General features: G+C 53.6%; 20 protein-coding genes and 1 pseudogene. 13 read left to right on the top strand and 8 right to left on the bottom strand.

All coding sequences use genetic code 11. The features are described from left to right. Positions 1 to 125 precede the first annotated feature (125 nt). From ABK821_RS17725 to ABK821_RS17705, 5 genes are all read right to left on the bottom strand, one after another. The gene (locus tag ABK821_RS17725; protein ID WP_142502106.1) at positions 126 to 1,241 is read right to left on the bottom strand and encodes a 1-propanol dehydrogenase PduQ; all 1,116 of its coding nucleotides are present in this window, start codon (positions 1,239 to 1,241) and stop codon (positions 126 to 128) included. A gap of 608 nt (positions 1,242 to 1,849) precedes the next feature. Next, entirely contained in the window at positions 1,850 to 2,050 is a 201-nt protein-coding gene (locus tag ABK821_RS17720) for a hypothetical protein (RefSeq protein ID WP_138361218.1), read from the bottom strand. A 121-nt stretch (positions 2,051 to 2,171) separates the two neighbouring features. Next, a complete protein-coding gene (locus tag ABK821_RS17715) occupies positions 2,172 to 2,432 on the bottom strand; it encodes a hypothetical protein (RefSeq protein WP_138361217.1) in 261 nt (86 codons plus the stop codon). A gap of 33 nt (positions 2,433 to 2,465) precedes the next feature. Then, entirely contained in the window at positions 2,466 to 3,335 is an 870-nt protein-coding gene (locus ABK821_RS17710; RefSeq protein WP_395034003.1) for a DNA cytosine methyltransferase, read from the bottom strand. Next, positions 3,292 to 3,624: a hypothetical protein gene (locus tag ABK821_RS17705; protein WP_395034002.1), complete on the bottom strand. Its 333-nt coding sequence runs from the start codon at positions 3,622 to 3,624 to the stop codon at positions 3,292 to 3,294. Before ABK821_RS17705 ends, ABK821_RS17710 begins: the two co-directional genes overlap by 44 nt. Here ABK821_RS17705 and ABK821_RS17700 point away from each other — a divergent pair. Further along, positions 3,624 to 3,710 (top strand): annotated as a pseudogene (locus ABK821_RS17700) (hypothetical protein); the annotation flags it as partial. The gene ABK821_RS17705 and the pseudogene ABK821_RS17700 sit on opposite strands and share 1 nt — an antisense overlap. 119 nt (positions 3,711 to 3,829) lie before the next feature. Here ABK821_RS17700 and icd read toward each other — a convergent pair. After that, positions 3,830 to 5,080 (bottom strand): NADP-dependent isocitrate dehydrogenase, encoded by a 1,251-nt coding sequence (gene icd / locus ABK821_RS17695; protein ID WP_142502110.1) that lies wholly within the window; start codon positions 5,078 to 5,080, stop codon positions 3,830 to 3,832. Positions 5,081 to 5,313: 233 nt separating this feature from the next. Between icd and rluE the strand changes: the two genes are divergently transcribed. The 8 genes from rluE (at position 5,314) to ABK821_RS17655 (ending at position 13,246) form a co-directional block, all read left to right on the top strand. Continuing rightward, positions 5,314 to 5,964: a 23S rRNA pseudouridine(2457) synthase RluE gene (gene rluE, locus ABK821_RS17690; protein ID WP_343178480.1), complete on the top strand. Its 651-nt coding sequence runs from the start codon at positions 5,314 to 5,316 to the stop codon at positions 5,962 to 5,964. A gap of 21 nt (positions 5,965 to 5,985) precedes the next feature. Then, positions 5,986 to 6,444: an NUDIX hydrolase gene (locus tag ABK821_RS17685; RefSeq protein WP_308563788.1), complete on the top strand. Its 459-nt coding sequence runs from the start codon at positions 5,986 to 5,988 to the stop codon at positions 6,442 to 6,444. 56 nt (positions 6,445 to 6,500) lie between these two features. Next, positions 6,501 to 7,607 (top strand): tRNA 2-thiouridine(34) synthase MnmA, encoded by a 1,107-nt coding sequence (gene mnmA, locus ABK821_RS17680; protein ID WP_138361213.1) that lies wholly within the window; start codon positions 6,501 to 6,503, stop codon positions 7,605 to 7,607. 59 nt (positions 7,608 to 7,666) lie between these two features. Then, a complete protein-coding gene (gene hflD / locus ABK821_RS17675) occupies positions 7,667 to 8,308 on the top strand; it encodes a high frequency lysogenization protein HflD (protein ID WP_142502112.1) in 642 nt (213 codons plus the stop codon). 3 nt (positions 8,309 to 8,311) lie between these two features. Continuing rightward, positions 8,312 to 9,682, top strand: coding sequence for an adenylosuccinate lyase (gene purB / locus ABK821_RS17670; protein WP_138361211.1), 1,371 nt, complete (start codon positions 8,312 to 8,314; stop codon positions 9,680 to 9,682). Between the two features lie 218 nt (positions 9,683 to 9,900). Beyond that, complete coding sequence (phoP, locus tag ABK821_RS17665) at positions 9,901 to 10,575, top strand: two-component system response regulator PhoP (protein ID WP_138361210.1); 675 nt, start codon at positions 9,901 to 9,903, stop codon at positions 10,573 to 10,575. Beyond that, positions 10,572 to 12,038 (top strand): two-component system sensor histidine kinase PhoQ, encoded by a 1,467-nt coding sequence (gene phoQ / locus ABK821_RS17660; RefSeq protein ID WP_138361209.1) that lies wholly within the window; start codon positions 10,572 to 10,574, stop codon positions 12,036 to 12,038. The genes phoP and phoQ overlap by 4 nt, the downstream gene beginning before the upstream one ends. Positions 12,039 to 12,124: 86 nt before the next feature. Beyond that, the gene (locus ABK821_RS17655; protein ID WP_138361208.1) at positions 12,125 to 13,246 is read left to right on the top strand and encodes a cupin domain-containing protein; all 1,122 of its coding nucleotides are present in this window, start codon (positions 12,125 to 12,127) and stop codon (positions 13,244 to 13,246) included. A gap of 167 nt (positions 13,247 to 13,413) precedes the next feature. Here the strand turns inward: ABK821_RS17655 and pepT are convergent, their stop codons facing one another. Beyond that, a complete protein-coding gene (gene pepT / locus ABK821_RS17650) occupies positions 13,414 to 14,643 on the bottom strand; it encodes a peptidase T (protein WP_138361206.1) in 1,230 nt (409 codons plus the stop codon). A gap of 257 nt (positions 14,644 to 14,900) precedes the next feature. On the opposite strand from pepT, the gene potA reads away from it, so the two are divergent. The 4 genes from potA to potD are packed head-to-tail and all read left to right on the top strand — an operon-like array spanning position 14,901 to position 18,703. After that, positions 14,901 to 16,037 (top strand): spermidine/putrescine ABC transporter ATP-binding protein PotA, encoded by a 1,137-nt coding sequence (gene potA, locus ABK821_RS17645; RefSeq protein ID WP_343178479.1) that lies wholly within the window; start codon positions 14,901 to 14,903, stop codon positions 16,035 to 16,037. After that, positions 16,021 to 16,878 carry a spermidine/putrescine ABC transporter permease PotB gene (gene potB, locus ABK821_RS17640; protein ID WP_138361204.1) on the top strand — a complete coding sequence of 286 codons (858 nt, stop codon included), beginning with the start codon at positions 16,021 to 16,023 and terminating at the stop codon, positions 16,876 to 16,878. Before potA ends, potB begins: the two co-directional genes overlap by 17 nt. After that, the gene (gene potC, locus ABK821_RS17635; protein ID WP_343178478.1) at positions 16,875 to 17,660 is read left to right on the top strand and encodes a spermidine/putrescine ABC transporter permease PotC; all 786 of its coding nucleotides are present in this window, start codon (positions 16,875 to 16,877) and stop codon (positions 17,658 to 17,660) included. Before potB ends, potC begins: the two co-directional genes overlap by 4 nt. Next, positions 17,657 to 18,703 (top strand): spermidine/putrescine ABC transporter substrate-binding protein PotD, encoded by a 1,047-nt coding sequence (gene potD, locus ABK821_RS17630; RefSeq protein ID WP_138361202.1) that lies wholly within the window; start codon positions 17,657 to 17,659, stop codon positions 18,701 to 18,703. The genes potC and potD overlap by 4 nt, the downstream gene beginning before the upstream one ends. A 60-nt stretch (positions 18,704 to 18,763) precedes the next feature. Here the strand turns inward: potD and cobB are convergent, their stop codons facing one another. Beyond that, positions 18,764 to 19,594 (bottom strand): Sir2 family NAD+-dependent deacetylase, encoded by an 831-nt coding sequence (gene cobB, locus ABK821_RS17625; protein WP_138361201.1) that lies wholly within the window; start codon positions 19,592 to 19,594, stop codon positions 18,764 to 18,766.

Here is a 19,594-nt window from a genome sequence, read left to right as displayed (position 1 = left end):
CATGTCAACGACCTGAAAAAGAGGAATAAAACGATCTTCAGAATATTCAGTCCTGAATTGTGCTTTTTGCCGTCACGCAGGACTTTTTTGACTGTCCGGTATTCACAGGACAAACTTATCCAGATTTACCCGACAATTTGCGTCAGTAGCTGGTCCACATCTGCGGCCCCTGGCTGGCAGGGATTTGACGCGGTACATCCATCGGCTAACGCCGCATTAATCAGCGGCTGACGTAAAGATTCGAAATCCGTCAGATCTTTACCCAGCTCCCGCAATGTGGCAGGAATCCCGAAATAGCGATTAATCTCGTGAATGCTGTTGATCAGTGCCCGGAGGGTTTGTTCCGCCGTGGCAGCCTGAATACCCATGATGCTGGCGCATTTTAAATAACGCGGAATCGCTTGTTCGGCATGACTGGCGTTCCAGGCAATAACGACAGGCAGCAACATGGCGTTGATCTTGCCATGCGGTATATGCAGCATGCCGCCAATGGCATGCGCCATGCCGTGCACCAGCCCCAGGCCTGCGGAATTAAACGCCATGCCGGCCATGCAGGACGCGTTGTGCATATGGGTGCGTGCCTGAATATCTTGTTCATTGCGGAAAACCACGGGAAGGTATTGCCATGTCAGGGCAATCGCTTTTTCCGCCAGCGCGTCGCTGAAGTCATTTGCGCCAGAGGAGACCAACGCTTCAATGGCATGCGTCAGCACATCCATGCCCGTATCGACCGCCACTTGCCGGGGAACAGACAGCACCAGATGCGGGTCAAGGATGGCATAATCGGGCACCAGTTCGTCGGCAATCAGCGGATATTTTCGCCCATTCTGTGGATCGGAAATAATTGCGTAGGAGGTGACTTCCGAACCGGAACCGCTGGTGGTGGGAATAGCAATAAGCGCAATCGCATGGTCCGGGAAATACTCTTCCAGCGTGGCTTTAATCCCTTTTGCGGCATCAAGTGAAGAACCGCCGCCCAGCGCAATAATGACATCCGGCTTAAATGTTTTAAATTGGGCGGCCCCCGCTTGCAGGATTTCAACGCTGGGATCGGGTTTCACGTCGCTGAAAATAGACACGGAAGCCTGCGGCATCTCATTAATCAGATAGCGGGTTTTACCCGAAGTCGCCATAAAGCTGTCAGTGACAATCCCAACCCGTTTATGATCTAACTGACGTAATGCCTTAATAGCATCTTCGCCAAAATAGACTTTCGGAATAGAAAAAAAATAGTTCGCCATCTCTCGACTACCTTATCCCTTAATACTGAGCGTCGGTGGGTAAACGCCGATCGTTAAAAGAGACCTGATGGTGTCATATGAGGCATAAAAATGGACTGACCATGTTTGTGCACTGGCAGGATTATGTTGCTGTCGTCTCCGGCGGCTGACAAAAAAATACAGAGGTGACATCAGTAAAAATCCACCTATTGAAGAGGTGGCTTTAAATGGGGCCCCCTGGAAGGGGGCCTCAGACTGCTGAAGCGGGTTTAATCATTAAGAGCATCGCGCCCGGGCTTTAATCTCTTGTCTTCCCATACCGTGGTACCTGCGCTGATGACCACACATCCAGCAGGAGCACGGACATGGTGTATGGTAGACCTTACCAAATGCAACTGGCCCACCAGAATACGCATTGCGGTAATGTCTGCGTTTTGATTTAAGTCTTGCAGCATGATGTCGGCGCAGAGCGCGCTTTTGTGATTTCATAACAGAACTCCGTAAATTTTATCGGAGCGGCCACACCTTCGTATAGCCGCCTGAACGGGAGCTCTGAATAGATTATTTTTCTCATTCTATAAATTTGGCATCAAAATATTTTGGACTAAAAACAGCCACATTGGGTTAGTTTACGGACGTGGATGCATCTTTCGCCACCGCTTCCAGAAACCATATTCTTGCCTAATATTGTTCTCGCAAGTAAGCCTTCCATACTTCGTTGTCGGTGGGTTAGCGATGATGCTCTCCAGCGATTCTCCAGCGTCAAGACGAGCATAAATTTTGTAATCGGCCGCATTCGGATTTTTTGGTTCTGCCTTTCCAACACTCATAAGTCCTCCTGACACTCAATGATACGTGTTCTCTGATGTTATGGAGAGCACATCGGCGTAAACAAATATTATTAGGCCGAGATCTATTTCAATTTATCCGCAATACCATATTTGGACATGATTAGGGTTCGCATTTCCAGATAGTATTTTGCACACCACTACCTTTCGGTAAGTTCGGATTCATATTTGCGCTATGCACATACACAGCTTTCGACTTGCCATACTGCTGACATGCCTTAACAGCTGTGCCATGTAAGCTATCCAGCCCATACCAGGCATCGGACTGAATACTGACCTTTTCACCATCGTTATATTGGACTGCCGCACACCCTGACAGCATTCCTATGATCGTAATGCCCATCATCAATTTAATATTTTTCATTGTTCCCCCACAATTACTGAGGGGGATTATAGGTTAAGCAGCCAAATCTTTCGACTGGCATATTTCCGGCAAATTTGCGCGTACAAGTGCTTCCGCGAACGGCGGAGGGACGGCGTTTCCGCAGCGCGCGACCTGCTTATCTTTGGCGTACTTCACGCCGCGGTAGTCCTGGTCGATGATGTACCACTCGGGGAATCCCTGCGCGCGGTATAGCTCATGCGGCTGAAGCATGCGCATGCCGATATCAACGATGCGGTAAGTCACTCCGCCAATTTCCACCAGCCCGGTGCATTCCTCTCCGCAGTATTCTTGCAGGAACGCCAGCACCTGCTGCGCTCGCTCTTCGTCGTAGTCCTCGACCGCCAATGTCGTTTTAACCTCACCGACATGCTGGCCACCAGCCGTAATTGTCGGCATCGGCTCGTCAGTGCGCTGGCCGTCGCGGCAGGTACCGCGCAATTTGACCAGATGAGAAGCAACCACAGCATGGTGATTTCCTGTCGTAACTGTATGCGCAGGGGAATCCACGGAACCGCCGGGATGGCCGGTATTGTTCACCATAAGATGCGCAGCTACCACCGCGTGATGGTCTACAGTCGTTACTGAATGAGCTGGCTCATCCAGCCCTACGCCCGCCCCGGTATAGTTCCCGCCATAATGTTTCGCCAGGAATGCAGATACCAGTTGCGATTTACCGCCGCCGCCCGCGGTGATTGTTGCGCTGGGCTCGTCGGCGCAGTGGCCTACACTGGCACCAAACTGCCGGGCGATAACTGGCGCAATAACGCACGCATGATTCGTATTGCACAGGGTGTGCATCGGGCTTTCCATACTGCGGGGCTTCGCCGAATACTTTGGCTCACCGGCCCCAACAATAAACGGCGTCAACGATGCCGAGGGCATGACCATTCCCGCCCGGGAGCGCCGACGTGCCAGCGGTTACAGTCGGTACTGGTTCGGTGACTTCCTGCCCGGTTGCACCGGTACGGAATTTTGTCAGGTGAGGTACCGCGATTGCGTAGCCATGGGTTTTCGTAATCGTCTGCAGCGGTTCATCCAGCGACTGTCCCCGGAAACAGTCATATTTCCCTTTTGTCGTGGTGTGATTGCACTTCACGATAAACGGCGATGCGCTTTCGATAACGAAACGCTGAATGCCGCGTGCAATACGTTTCAGGGTGTTGACCGCCAAAGGAACTGCCAGGACATAAATCTCAACAGCAGACAGATCGCTACCATGATGATCGTGGAAAGGACTGGACCACTGTCGCCATTTAGAACTTTTAGGGATGGGGGTTTTGATAATTTATTTTGATAAAATTTTGATAACTCTTCCAATAAAAATAAAAACAACGGGAACTATTAAGTTCCCGTTGTTTTTCAAGCAAAGATTTGGATTACATGTTCGCGATAATCGCGTCGCCAAACTCGCTACATTTCAGCAGTTTAGCGCCTTCCATCAGACGTTCAAAGTCATAGGTCACGGTCTTGGCGGCAATCGCGCCTTCAGTGCCTTTAACGATTAAGTCTGCGGCTTCGAACCACTGCAGGTGGCGCAGCATCATTTCAGCGGACAGGATGATAGAGCCTGGGTTCACTTTATCCTGACCGGCATATTTCGGTGCCGTACCGTGGGTTGCTTCGAACAGTGCGCACTCGTCACCGATATTCGCGCCCGGGGCGATACCAATACCGCCGACCTGTGCCGCCAGGGCATCAGAGATGTAGTCACCGTTAAGGTTCATACAGGCGATAACATCATACTCAGCCGGGCGCAGCAGGATTTGCTGCAGGAAGGCATCGGCGATAACATCTTTCACCACAATCTCTTTCCCGGTGTTCGGGTTTTTAATCTTCAGCCACGGGCCGCCGTCGATCGGTTCACCCCCGAACTCTTCGCGTGCCAGCTGGTAGCCCCAGTCTTTGAACGCACCTTCGGTAAACTTCATGATGTTGCCTTTGTGCACCAGCGTCAGCGAATCGCGATCGTTGGTGATCGCGTATTCGATAGCGGCGCGAACCAGACGTTTGGTACCTTCTTCAGAGCATGGCTTGATACCGATACCGCAATGTTCCGGGAAGCGAATTTTCTTCACGCCCATTTCATCACGCAGGAATTTAATCACTTTATCGGCTTCAGCAGAATCCGCTTTCCACTCAATACCGGCATAGATGTCTTCCGAGTTTTCGCGGAAGATAACCATATCGGTCAGTTCGGGGTGTTTAACCGGGCTCGGCGTTCCCTGATAGTAGCGTACCGGACGCAGACAAACGTAGAGATCCAGCTCCTGACGCAGGGCAACGTTCAGGGAACGAATGCCGCCGCCGACCGGCGTCGTCAGAGGGCCTTTAATAGCAACACGATATTCACGAATCAGATCAAGCGTTTCGGCGGGCAGCCAGACGTCCTGGCCATAAATCTGGGTCGATTTTTCGCCGGTGTAAACTTCCATCCAGGAAATTTTACGCTCGCCTTTATAGGCTTTCGCAACGGCAGCATCAACCACTTTCAGCATTGCCGGCGTGACGTCAACACCGATTCCGTCGCCTTCAATGAACGGGATAATCGGATTGTCAGGAACGTTCAGCTTGCCATTTTGTAGGGTGATTTTTTGACCTTCCGCCGGAACTACTACTTTGCTTTCCATTAACCTCTCCTTCGAGCGCTTCTGGTTCTGCTCTTCCCTCTTCACGCCAGCCGGGCGTTGGCTTTATCCGCCCCTCCCGCTATCGGAATGTTCCGCTAACCGAAGATGTCGCGTCCTTGTCGCCTTCCTGCGATGCGAATCGGTGTGAGCAACTTTTGTTAATAATTTGTAATGGGCATGTCGATACTACCTGAATGTTTGCGTCCATGAAAGGCATTCGTAATTAGGCTATAATGCGGCAATTGACAGAGTCTGAAAATACCATGCAAAAAACTTCATTTAGAAAACATCGCGTTGAGCGATTCAGCCGCCGACAAGTCACCAGACAAAATAGAGAACGCCAAGTAAAAACCGTGATTTTGTTCAATAAACCATATGATGTGTTGCCGCAATTTACCGATGCATCCGGACGCCGAACGCTAAAAGATTTTATTCCCGTCAGCGGAGTCTATGCCGCAGGCCGCCTTGATCGCGACAGCGAAGGTTTGCTGGTGCTGACCAACGATGGCGCGCTGCAGGCGGCGCTCACCCAGCCAGGTAAACGTACGGGTAAAATTTATTACGTTCAGGTTGAGGGAGAACCCACACCTGAGGCGCTGGCTGCACTACGGGACGGCGTCACGTTGAATGATGGCCCGACCCTGCCGGCAGGCGTTGAACGGGTGGAGGAACCTGCATGGCTGTGGCCGCGTAACCCGCCGATCCGCGAGCGAAAATCCATTCCTACCCGTTGGCTGAAAATCACCCTTTACGAAGGGCGCAACCGCCAGGTAAGGCGTATGACCGCGAATGTCGGCTATCCGACGCTGCGCCTGATTCGCTATGCCATGGGCGACTATACGCTGGACGGGCTGGTCAACGGCGAATGGCGCAAAAGCGAATAACAACCTTCATAAGGAAAAACGATGTTTAAACCACACGTTACCGTTGCCTGCCTGGTGCACGCAAAAGGCAAATTTTTGATCGTTGAAGAAACCATTCATGGTAAAGCGCTATGGAATCAGCCTGCGGGTCATCTCGAAGCCGATGAAACCCTGGTACAGGCCGCAGAACGCGAGCTTTGGGAAGAGACCGGCATTCGCGCCACGCCGCAGCATTTTATTCGCATGCATCAATGGATCGCGCCGGATCGCACTCCTTTTTTGCGTTTCCTCTTTGCTATCGAGCTTGACGCTATGTGCGCTACCGAACCGCACGACAGCGATATCGATCGCTGCCTGTGGCTTAGTGCTGAGGAAATTCTTAACGCAACAAACCTGCGTTCCCCCCTGGTTGCCGAGAGTATTCGCAGCTATCACCAGGAACCACGTTATCCGTTGTCATTGATCGGGGAATTTAACTGGCCGTTCACAGGGGGTGCCTGAACGGTTGGCGCGTGCTAGAATACGCCGCCTCGAAGTTGAATGTAGTGAGTATTCCAATGTCAGAAAGCCAGAAAAAAGTGATCGTCGGCATGTCCGGCGGGGTTGATTCCTCCGTTTCCGCCTGGCTGCTGCTCCAGCAAGGGTATAAGGTGGAAGGCCTGTTCATGAAGAACTGGGAGGAGGACGACGGCGAGGAATACTGTACCGCTGCAGCCGATCTTGCCGACGCCCAGGCCGTCTGCGATAAGCTCGGGATTGAACTTCACACCGTTAACTTTGCCGCAGAATACTGGGACAACGTATTCGAACTGTTCCTCGAAGAATATAAAGCCGGACGCACGCCGAACCCGGATATTCTGTGCAACAAAGAGATTAAATTTAAAGCCTTCCTCGAATTTGCCGCAGAAGACCTCGGCGCCGACTACATCGCCACCGGCCACTACGTGCGCCGTGCCGATGTGAACGGCAAGAGCCGGTTGCTGCGCGGCCTCGACGGCAATAAGGACCAGAGCTATTTCCTTTACACCCTGAGCCACGAGCAAATCGCGCAAAGCCTCTTCCCGGTCGGCGAACTGGAAAAACCGCAGGTACGCAAAATTGCCGAGGATCTGGGCCTGGTCACCGCGAAGAAAAAAGACTCGACCGGTATCTGCTTTATCGGCGAGCGGAAATTCCGCGAGTTTCTCGGCCGCTACCTGCCCGCTCAGCCCGGTAAAATTGTCAGCGTTGACGGCGACGAACTTGGTGAACATCAGGGGCTGATGTACCACACGCTGGGTCAACGCAAAGGGCTGGGTATCGGCGGCATTAAAGACGGCGGCGAAGATCCGTGGTATGTGGTCGATAAAGACGTGGAAAACAATATTCTGGTTGTGGCTCAGGGCCATGACCATCCGCGCCTGATGTCCGTCGGACTGATCGCCCAGCAGCTTCACTGGGTCGATCGCGAGCCGCTAACCGGAACGCTGCGCTGTACGGTAAAAACCCGCTATCGCCAGTCTGATATTTCCTGCACCGTAAACGCGCTGGACGATGACCGCATCGAAGTGATTTTTGATGAGCCGGTTGCGGCGGTCACGCCAGGCCAGTCAGCGGTTTTCTATCGCGATGAAGTCTGCCTTGGCGGCGGTATTATTGAACAACGCTTGCCTCTGCAGGCCTGACAGACATTTTTGCCGCCGAACGCCTCAGTCAGGCGAGCGGCGGTTTACAAGGAGAATGTGTGGCGAAGAATTATTATGACATTACGCTGGCGCTGGCCGGAATTTGCCAGGCCGCGCGGCTGGTTCAGGAACTGGCGCATCAGGGACATTGTAACAACGATGCCCTGCATGTATCGCTGAACAGCATCATCGACCTCGACCCGGCGTCAACGCTGGCGGTGTTCGGCGGCAGTGAAACCAATCTTCGCCTCGGGCTGGAAACCCTCCTCGGCGTGCTGAATACCAGCAGTCGCCAGGGTATGAACGCGGAACTCACCCGCTATACTTTAAGCCTGATGGTGCTGGAGCGTAAGCTTGCCGCCAACAAAAAGGCTATGGATACCCTTGGCAACCGTATCGGTGGCCTGCGCCGTCAACTGGAGCATTTCGATCTGCAATCTGAAACGCTGCTCAGCGCGATGGCGGGCATCTATGTTGATGTGATTAGCCCGCTGGGCCCGCGAATTCAGGTCACCGGTTCGCCAGCCGTGCTACAAAGCCCTCAGGTACAGGCAAAGGTGCGCTCAGCCCTGCTGGCGGGCATTCGTTCCGCCGTGCTCTGGCACCAGGTGGGCGGTGGACGCCTGCAGCTCATGTTTTCTCGTCATCGTCTGGTTAACCAGGCAAAACAAATTCTTGCTCATTTAACCCCGGAGTTTTGATCTATGGAATTATCCTCACTGACCGCCGTTTCCCCAGTCGACGGCCGCTACGGCGACAAAGTCAGCGCGCTGCGCGGTATCTTCAGCGAATTCGGCTTGCTGAAATTCCGTGTTCAGGTAGAAGTACGTTGGCTGCAAAAACTGGCCGCGCACGCAGCGATCAAGGAAGTTCCTGCTTTTGCTGCCGACGCAAACGGTTACCTCGATAAAATCGTCGCCGATTTCAGCGTAGAAGATGCAGAACGCATCAAAACTATCGAACGTACCACTAACCACGACGTGAAAGCGGTTGAGTATTTCCTCAAGGAAAAAGTCGCCGACGTCCCTGAACTGCACGCGGTCTCCGAGTTTATCCATTTCGCCTGCACCTCCGAGGACATCAACAACCTGTCCCATGCGCTGATGCTGAAAACCGCCCGCGATGAAGTGCTCCTGCCCTGGTGGCGCAAGCTGATCGACGCAGTTAAAGATCTCGCGCAGCAGTATCGCGATATTCCGCTGCTCTCCCGCACTCACGGTCAGCCGGCAACGCCGTCCACTATGGGTAAAGAGATGGCAAACGTCGCTTACCGTATGGAACGCCAGTACCGTCAGCTGAATCAGGTTGAAATTCTTGGCAAAATCAATGGCGCGGTGGGTAACTACAACGCCCATATCGCCGCTTACCCGGAAGTAGACTGGCACCAGTTCAGCGAAACGTTCGTGACCTCGCTGGGCATCCAGTGGAACCCGTACACCACGCAGATTGAGCCGCACGACTATATCGCCGAACTGTTCGATTGCGTTGCGCGCTTCAACACCATTCTGATCGATTTCGATCGTGACGTATGGGGCTATATTGCGCTCAATCATTTCAAACAGAAAACCATTGCCGGCGAAATCGGTTCCTCGACTATGCCGCATAAAGTTAACCCGATCGACTTCGAGAACTCCGAAGGCAACCTCGGTCTGGCCAATGCGGTCATGCAGCATCTGGCGAGCAAACTGCCGGTTTCCCGCTGGCAACGCGACCTTACCGACTCCACCGTACTGCGTAACCTCGGAGTAGGTATTGGCTATGCGCTGATCGCTTATCAGTCCACGCTGAAGGGAGTAAGCAAGCTGGAGCTGAATCAGGATCGTCTGCTGGATGAACTGGATCATAACTGGGAAGTTCTGGCGGAACCTATTCAGACCGTGATGCGCCGCTACGGCATCGAGAAGCCGTATGAGAAGCTGAAAGAACTGACCCGCGGAAAGCGCGTTGACGCGGAAGGTATGCAGCAGTTCATCGACAGCCTGGCGCTGCCGGAAGATGAGAAAGTTCGCCTGAAAGCCATGACGCCAGCCAACTATATCGGTCGCGCGATTACCCTGGTTGACGAACTGAAGTAATTCCCCTTCCCCTCTTCCCGCCCGGGAAGAGGGGCCTGCTGGTCAACGCCTGTTCGATATAGGTTCTGCACGGAAAGCGTCTCAGAGATGCAGCGCCTGACGTGTGGCGGATTAATCTGCTGAATAAAGCGCGCTGCCGTTCGGTTTATACAATGTTTATCCCCATAACCGCAAATCAGCGTTAAACTATTCAAATCACAATGAAATGGAGAACTGGCATGCGCGTACTCGTGGTTGAGGACAACGCTCTGCTGCGCCATCATCTGAAAGTTCAGCTACAAGAGCTGGGCCATCAGGTCGATGCGGCGGAAGACGCAAAGGAAGCGGATTACTATCTGGATGAACACGTTCCGGATATCGCCATCGTCGATCTTGGCCTGCCTGATGAAGACGGACTTTCCCTGATCCGCCGCTGGCGCAGTCATGACGTTTCGGTGCCGGTGCTGGTGCTGACCGCACGCGAAGGCTGGCAGGATAAAGTCGAAGTTCTGAGCGCCGGGGCCGATGATTACGTCACCAAGCCGTTCCATATCGAAGAGGTTGCCGCCCGCATGCAGGCGCTTCTGCGGCGTAATAGCGGCCTGGCATCGCAGATTATCTCTATTCCGCCTTTCCAGGTGGATTTGTCGCGCCGGGAGCTTTCAGTTAACGGTCAGCCAATCAAACTGACGGCGTTCGAATACACGATTATGGAGACCCTGATCCGTAACCGGGGTAAAGTTGTCAGTAAAGATTCGCTGATGCTGCAACTCTATCCCGATGCCGAACTGCGGGAAAGCCACACGATTGATGTCCTGATGGGGCGATTGCGCAAAAAAATCCAGGCCGAATATCCGCAGGATGTCATTACGACAGTGCGCGGCCAGGGCTATCTGTTCGAACTGCGCGGATGAAAGGGCTGATGCGGCATATTTTGCCGTTGTCGCTACGCGTCCGCTTTTTGCTGGCGACGGCCGCCGTGGTTCTGGTGCTGTCGCTATCTTATGGCATGGTCGCGCTGGTTGGTTATAGCGTAAGCTTCGATAAAACCACTTTCCGCCTGCTGCGCGGCGAAAGTAACCTGTTTTATATGCTGGCGAAGTGGGAAAACGATACCATCGTCGTTGATATTCCCGAAAATCTCAATATGCAAAGCCCGACGGTAACGTTGATTTACAACGCCAACGGCCGTCTGTTATGGGCGCAACACGATGTCCCCTGGCTGACAAAACGCATTCAGCCGGAATGGCTTAAAAACAACGGCTTTCATGAGATTGAAACTGACATCAGTAAGAGCAGTATGTTGCAGCACAACAATCATGAAATTCAACAACAGTTGGACGCTATTCGTGAAGAGGGTGACGATACCGAAATGACCCATTCGGTCGCGATCAATATCTATCCGGCGACCAGCACCATGCCGCAGTTGAGTATCGTCGTTGTCGACACTATTCCCGTGGAGCTTAAGAACTCCTATATGGTGTGGAGCTGGTTTATCTACGTGCTGGCGGCCAACCTGCTGCTGGTCATCCCGCTGTTGTGGGTCGCCGCGTGGTGGAGTTTGCGTCCTATTGAGTCGCTGGCTAAAGAAGTACGTGAACTGGAAGAGCATCACCGTGAAATGCTCAACCCGAACACGACCCGCGAGCTTACGCGACTGGTCAGCAACCTAAACCGCCTGCTGAAAAGCGAGCGTGAGCGCTATAACAAATACCGTACGACGCTGACCGATCTCACTCATAGTCTGAAGACACCGCTGGCGGTCATGCAAAGTACGCTGCGTTCCATGCGCGGCGGGAAGCTTGGCGTCAACGAGGCAGAGCCGATAATGCTGGAACAGATTAGCCGTATTTCACAGCAAATCGGTTATTATCTGCACCGCGCCAGCATGCGTAGCGGCCGCTCACTGCTCAGCCGTGAACTGCACCCTATCGCCCCGCTGCTCGACAACCTGACTTCTGCGCTGAATAAAGTCTATCAGCGTAAAGGGGTGAACATTACTCTTGATATATCGCCGGAAATCAGTTTTGTTGGCGAAAAGAATGACTTTATGGAAGTCATGGGCAACGTGCTCGATAACGCCTGCAAATACTGTCTGGAGTTTGTGGAAGTCTCTGTGCGTCAGACCAACGACAACGCCCTGCATATTCTGGTTGAAGATGATGGTCCGGGGATCCCGCAAAGTCTGCGCAATGTGGTGTTTGACCGTGGCCAGCGCGCCGACACCCTGCGCCCCGGTCAGGGCGTGGGGCTGGCCGTCGCGCGTGATATCGTTGAACAGTACGATGGTCGTATCCTTACCGAAGAGAGCTTACTTGGCGGCGCCTGCATGGAAGTTATTTTTGGCCGCCAGTTCCCGGAAGATAAAGAGAGCTAAACCAGCCCGTTTTTTAACGGCGCCTGCATCATGCCAGGGCTCTATCCGTTATAATCCCTGACAGACACCTGCTATGGAATATAAATATGGATTATCAATTAACGCTTAACTGGCCCGACTTTATTGAACGCTACTGGCAAAAACGCCCGGTGGTCCTGAAGCGGGGCTTTACCAATTTCGTCGATCCGTTAAGCCCGGACGAGCTGGCAGGACTGGCTATGGAGAGCGAAGTCGACAGCCGCCTCGTCAGTCATCAGGACGGTAAATGGCAGGTCAGTCACGGTCCGTTTGAGAGCTACGATCATCTGAGTGAGAATAACTGGTCGTTACTGGTACAGGCGGTAAATCACTGGCACGAACCGACGGCGGCGCTCATGCATCCTTTCCGCGCCCTGCCCGACTGGCGCATTGACGATTTGATGATCTCCTTTTCCGTTCCCGGCGGTGGCGTCGGCCCGCATCTCGATCAATATGATGTGTTTATTATTCAGGGCACCGGCCGCCGCCGCTGGCGCGTAGGCGAGAAAGTGCCGATGAAGCAGCACTGCCCGCATCCGGACCTGCTGCAGGTCGACCCGTTTGACGCCATTATTGATGAAGAGATGGAGCCGGGGGATATTCTTTATATTCCGCCAGGATTCCCGCACGAAGGCTATTCGCTGGAGAATTCGCTTAACTATTCGGTTGGCTATCGCGCGCCTAACGCCCGCGAGCTGTTCAGCGGCTTTGCCGATTATGTTCTGCAACGGGAACTGGGTAGCCAGCGCTATGCCGATCCCGATGTGCCGTCGCGCGATCATCCGGCAGATATTCTGCCATCAGAGCTGGATCGCCTGCGCGATATGATGCTGGACTTAATTAACCAGCCGGAGCACTTTACGCAGTGGTTTGGCGAGTTTATCACCCAGTCCCGTCACGAACTGGATGTTGCGCCGCCCGAACCACCGTACCAGCCGGATGAGATATACGATGCCCTGCAGCAGGGGGATACACTCTCGCGCCTCGGGGGGCTGCGCGTGCTGCGCATTGATGGCGAGGTGTTCGTCAATGGCGAAAAAATTAACTCTCCGCACCGCCCGGCCCTTGATGCGCTGGCAACCCACCTGACGCTGAAAGCTGAACACTTCGGCGATGCGCTGGAAGATCCGTCCTTTCTCGCCCTGTTGGCCGCGCTGGTCAACAGCGGCTATTGGTTCTTTGGGGACTGAGGCATCTGTATCTGTTTTGCCCGGTGGCGGCTTGCGCCTTACCGGGCCTGTGGGACGGAGTTCGAGGTTGAGAACCGAATCGTCTGTTTTGCCCGGTGGCGGCTGGCGCCTTACCGGGCCTGCGGGAAGCATGGGATAAGCACAGCGCAAGCCGGTGAAAACAACCGTCACTCGCCTCGTTTTGCCGTCAGTTCGGCAATGCGCACAATCACCTGCACCGCTTTCTCCATGCCTTCCAGAGTCACAAACTCATGCTTGCCGTGGTAGTTATAACCGCCGGTAAACAGATTCGGACACGGTAGCCCCATAAACGAGAGCTGCGCGCCGTCGGTGCCGCCGCGAATTGGCTTCATCTCCGGCTCAATCTGGCAGTCAACCATCGCCTGACGGGCAATCTCCACCACATGTGGGTGCGCCATCACCTTCTCATGCATATTGTAATAACTGTCCTCAATCACCAGTTCAATATAGCAATCCGGGTGTAACCCTTTGCCGACTTTTTTGGCAATCTCCATCATTTTTCGCTTGCGGGCTTCAAACTGCTTACGGTCAAAATCGCGAATAATATAGTGCATATCGGCCCGGTCGACCGTGCCTTTGATACTGGCCAGATGATAGAAGCCCTCGTAACCTTCGGTGGTTTCCGGCGCTTCATCGGCAGGCACCTCGGCATGAATGCGCGCCGCCAGCGACAGCGCATTGACCATCACCCCTTTCGCCGTGCCGGGGTGAACATTGTTACCGACAATTTTAATGGTCACCGACGCGGCGTTAAAGTTTTCGAACTCCAGCTCGCCGACACCGCCGCCATCCACGGTATAGGCCCAGCGAGCGTCAAACGCGGCAACGTCAAAATGCTTCGCCCCTTTGCCCACCTCTTCATCCGGAGTAAAGGCCACCCGGATATCGCCGTGGGGAACGTTTTTCGCCTTTAACGTCGCCAGCGCGGTCATAATTTCAGCGATCCCCGCTTTATCATCAGCGCCAAGTAGCGTTTTCCCCTCGGTGGTAATCAGCGTCTGACCGAGCAACTGATGCAGAACAGGAAACATCACCGGTGAGAGCACCTCATCACCGATCCCAAGAGCGATATCGCCGCCGCGGTAGTTTTCTACGATCTGCGGATTGACGTTCTTGCCGCTAAAGTCAGGCGACGTGTCAACGTGGGAAATGAAGCCAATGGGCGGAATATCGCCCGCGACGTTGGCCGCCAGGGTGCCCATGACCGTCCCTTTCTCACTTAGCGTCACATTGACAAGTCCCATTTCTTGCAACTGAGTCTGAAGCAGACGTAATAGTTTCCACTGCCCTTCCGTGCTCGGTACCTGACGCACGCCGGGCTTCGACTGCGTGTCCAAAGAAACGTACTGTAAAAAACGCTCAAGCAATTTATCCATGTAGCCACCCTCTTCTCTTGTGACAACATTATTGATAAGCCGGACAAGACAAATATTGCGTCAGGTCATTTTTAGCCCGGCAAATGAGAATTTAATACATTCCGCACAATAATGTTGTAAAGGTCAGCCATCATGGTGCATCAATCATTGGCGATTATAGACGTTTGCCGTAGAATGCGGGCCCTTATTATTCTATGCGCAACCCCAAAGGTGGTTAACCACAAACCCCGCATCGGTCAGCTTTCCGTTGCGTCTACATGGGACAGAGTCAAAAATTGAATATGCAACCGCGTTCGCGTGCGCCGCTGGTTCAACTGGCGGAAATTAGCAAAAGCTTTGATGGTAAAACGGTAATATCCAACCTCAATCTGACCATCAACAACGGTGAGTTTCTCACCCTGCTTGGCCCCTCCGGCTGCGGTAAAACCACCGTTCTTCGTCTTATTGCCGGGCTGGAAAATGTCGATAGCGGCCGAATCCATCTCGAAGATCAGGATATCACCCAAATCCCGGCGGAAAATCGCCATGTCAACACCGTATTCCAGAGCTACGCCCTGTTTCCGCACATGACGGTATTTGAGAACGTCGCGTTTGGTCTGCGTATGCAGAAAACCCCGGCGACGGAAATCACCCCGCGCGTCCACGAGGCCCTGCGGATGGTGCAGCTTGAAGCGTTCGCCCAGCGTAAGCCGCACCAGCTCTCCGGCGGGCAGCAGCAGCGTGTGGCGATTGCCCGGGCCGTGGTCAACAAACCCTGCCTGCTGCTACTTGATGAATCGCTCTCCGCCCTCGATTACAAACTGCGCAAGCAGATGCAAAACGAGCTCAAAGCACTGCAGCGTAAACTCGGAATCACCTTCGTCTTTGTCACCCACGATCAGGAAGAGGCACTGACCATGTCCGACCGTATTGTGGTAATGCGCGATGGCAAAATCGAGCAGGACGGTACGCCGCGCGAAATCTATGAAGAGCCGAAAAATCTGTTTGTCGCCAGCTTTATTGGCGAAATTAACATCTTCAGCGCCACGGTCATCGAACGTATTGACGAACAGCGGGTCCGCGCCAGCGTTGAAGGCCGCGAATGTAATATTTACGTCAACTTCGCCGTTGAAAAAGACCAGCGCCTTAACGTCTTACTGCGCCCGGAGGACCTGCGCGTCGACGAGATCCATCACGCGAATGAAGCCGATGGCCTGATCGGCTATATCCGCGAACGCAACTATAAAGGCATGACGCTGGAGTCGGTGGTCGAACTGGAAAACGGCAAGATGGTGATGGTCAGCGAATTCTTTAACGAAGACGATCCCGATTTTGACCACTCTCTCAATCAGAAAATGGCGATTAACTGGGTAGAAAGCTGGGAGGTTGTGCTGGCCGATGAAGAACACAAGTAAATTCCAGAGTGTGGTGATCGCCACTATCGTGGGCTGGCTTGTGCTGTTTGTCTTTCTGCCCAACCTGATGATCATCGCTACCAGTTTTCTGACCCGCGACGATGCTAATTTCGTCAAACTGGTCTTTACGCTGGACAACTACGCGCGCCTGCTCGACCCGCTCTATTACGAGGTACTGCTGCACTCGTTAAATATGGCTCTGCAGGCGACGCTGGCCTGCCTGGCGCTGGGCTATCCTTTCGCCTGGTTTCTGGCAAGGCTGCCGGAGAAAGTGCGCCCCCTGATGCTGTTTCTGCTGATCGTACCGTTCTGGACCAACTCGTTGATTCGTATTTATGGACTAAAGATTTTTCTCAGCACCAGAGGTTATCTCAACGAATTCCTGCTGTGGCTGGGCGTTATTGATACACCAATACGCATCATGTACACCCCTTCAGCGGTGATTTTAGGTCTGGTCTATATTCTGCTGCCGTTTATGGTGATGCCGCTCTATTCCAGCATTGAAAAGCTCGATCGTCCGCTGCTGGAAGCAGCAAAAGATTTGGGCGCCAACAAGCTGCAAACCTTTATCCGCATTATCATTCCGCTGACCATGCCGGGAATTATTGCCGGCTGCCTGCTGGTGATGCTCCCGGCAATGGGGCTGTTCTATGTTTCCGACCTGATGGGCGGAGCGAAAAACCTGCTGATTGGTAACGTGATTAAGAGCCAGTTTCTTAACATTCGCGACTGGCCGTTCGGCGCGGCAACCAGCATTACGTTAACGCTGGTAATGGGCCTGATGTTGCTGATTTACTGGCGCGCGGCGCGTCTGCTTAATAAAAAGGTAGAGCTGGAATGATCGGTCGACTGCTGCGCGGCGGCTTTATGACCGCCATTTACGCGTATCTCTATATTCCCATTATTATTCTGATCGTTAACTCTTTTAACAGTTCGCGATTCGGCATCAACTGGCAGGGCTTCACCGCCAGGTGGTATAGCCTGCTGATAAACAACGACAGCCTGTTGCAGGCGGCGCAGCACTCGCTGACCATGGCGGTGTTGTCGGCAACTTTCGCGACGCTTATCGGCTCCCTGACCGCCGTAGCGCTGTATCGCTATCGCTTTCGCGGCAAGCCGTTCGTTAGCGGGATGTTATTTGTAGTGATGATGTCGCCGGATATCGTGATGGCCATTTCGCTTCTGGTGCTGTTTATGCTGATCGGTATTCAACTGGGCTTCTGGTCGCTGCTGTTTTCGCATATTACTTTCTGCCTGCCTTTCGTGGTGGTGACAGTATTTTCGCGCCTGAAAGGTTTTGATGTGCGGATGCTGGAAGCCGCGAAAGATCTCGGCGCCAGCGAGCTGACTATTCTGCGGAAAATCATTTTGCCGCTGGCGCTGCCCGCTGTGGCTGCGGGCTGGCTGCTGAGCTTTACCCTGTCGATGGACGACGTGGTGGTCTCGTCGTTCGTTACCGGGCCAGGTTATGAGATCCTGCCGCTAAAAATTTATTCAATGGTAAAAGTTGGGGTATCGCCAGAGGTTAATGCGCTGGCGACCATTCTGTTGGTTCTGTCGCTGGTGATGGTTATTGCCAGCCAGTTAATTGCACGTGATAAAACTCAGGGGACGTTAAAATGAAAAAATGGTCGCGCCACCTGCTCGCTGCAGGCGCTCTGGCAATCGGGATGAGCACCGCGCATGCGGACGATAGCAAAACGCTCTATTTCTACAACTGGACCGAGTATGTTCCGCCAGGCCTGCTGGAACAGTTCACCAAAGAGACCGGTATCAAGGTTATCTATTCGACCTACGAGTCAAACGAAACCATGTACGCCAAGCTCAAAACCTACAAAAACGGCGCCTATGACCTGGTGGTGCCTTCCACCTATTTTGTCGATAAAATGCGCAAAGAGGGCATGCTACAGAAGATCGATAAAAGCAAGCTGACCAACTTCGGCAATCTCGATCCGCAAATGCTCAATAAACCCTTCGACCCGAATAACGACTACTCGATTCCCTACATTTGGGGCGCCACAGCGATTGGCGTTAATAGCGATGCTATCGACCCGAAGACCGTGACCAGCTGGGCCGACCTCTGGAAGCCGCAGTATAAAAATAGCCTGCTGCTGACCGATGACGCACGCGAAGTGTTCCAGATTGCGCTGCGTAAACTGGGCTATTCCGGCAATACCACCGATCCAAAAGAGATCGAAGCGGCTTATAACGAGCTGAAAAAGCTGATGCCAAACGTAGCGGCATTCAACTCCGATAATCCGGCGAACCCGTATATGGAAGGCGAAGTGAATCTCGGCATGGTATGGAACGGCTCCGCCTGGGTCGCGCGCCAGGCCGGTACGCCGCTGGAAGTGGTGTGGCCGAAAGAAGGCGGTATTTTCTGGATGGATAGTCTGGCGATTCCGGCCAACGCCAAAAACGTCGACGGCGCGCTGAAGCTGATCAACTTCCTGCTGCGTCCGGAAATCGCCAAACAGGTAGCAGAAACTATCGGCTACCCGACGCCAAACCTTGCCGCGCGTAAAATGCTGAAGCCGGAAATCGCCAACGATAAATCGCTCTACCCTGATGCCGCGACCATTCAAAAAGGCGAATGGCAGAATGACGTCGGCAGCGCCAGCGCCCTGTACGAAGAGTATTATCAGAAGCTGAAAGCGGGTCGCTAGTTACCGGCAAAATCTGCGCGAAAGGCTCACGCCCTTCGCGCCTAAAAGCGCGTTGTGTGGTTACCCGGCTATCTCTTTCAGCAGTTTATCCACATAACGCGGTACTTCCTTGCTCGCCAGGCCGTAATGCTTCTCTTCAAACTCGCTGCCCACCTGGCTTGGCTCAAGATTTAGCTCAACCGTATGGGCGCCCTGCAGCCGCGCTTCATGAACAAAGCCTGCCGCCGGATAGACGTGCCCGGAGGTGCCGATGGCAATAAAAATATCAGCTTCGGCCAGCGCCAGATAAATTTCATCCATATCCAGCGGCATCTCTCCAAACCACACTACATGCGGACGCAGCGGCGCCGGGAACTGGCAGCAGTGGCACTTGTCATCCGCCGTCACATCGCCGGTCCACTCCAGTACCTGTCCGCTCCACGAACAGCGCACCTTCAGCAGCTCGCCGTGCATATGAATCACCCGACGGTTGCCGGCGCGTTCATGCAGATTATCGATATTCTGGGTGACCAGCAGAAAACGGTCACCCAGCGCCTCTTCCAGCCGCGCCAGCGCCTGATGCGCCGCGTTAGGCACGATATCCGGGCTTTGCAACTGGCGACGACGAGCGTTGTAAAACGCCTGCACCAGCGCCGGGTCGCGAGCGAAGCCTTCCGGCGTCGCCACATCTTCAACCCGATGCTCTTCCCACAGGCCATCGGCGGCGCGGAAGGTTTTAATTCCCGATTCCGCCGAAATACCCGCCCCGGTCAGCACCACTACTCTTGGTTTTTCCATCGTTGCTAAAGTCTCCTTATCTTCGCCGAAAAAAATCCGCTGACGCAGACGGTCATGTAACCGACGTTTGTTGCGGCGAAATCGACTTAATCGATGTAAGCGGCGCGACTGCAT

The organism is Klebsiella sp. KE9456 (assembly GCF_043832615.1).
In the GTDB taxonomy this organism is placed as follows: domain Bacteria; phylum Pseudomonadota; class Gammaproteobacteria; order Enterobacterales; family Enterobacteriaceae; genus Klebsiella; species Klebsiella indica.
This window is presented reverse-complemented; position numbering and strand designations above follow the sequence as displayed.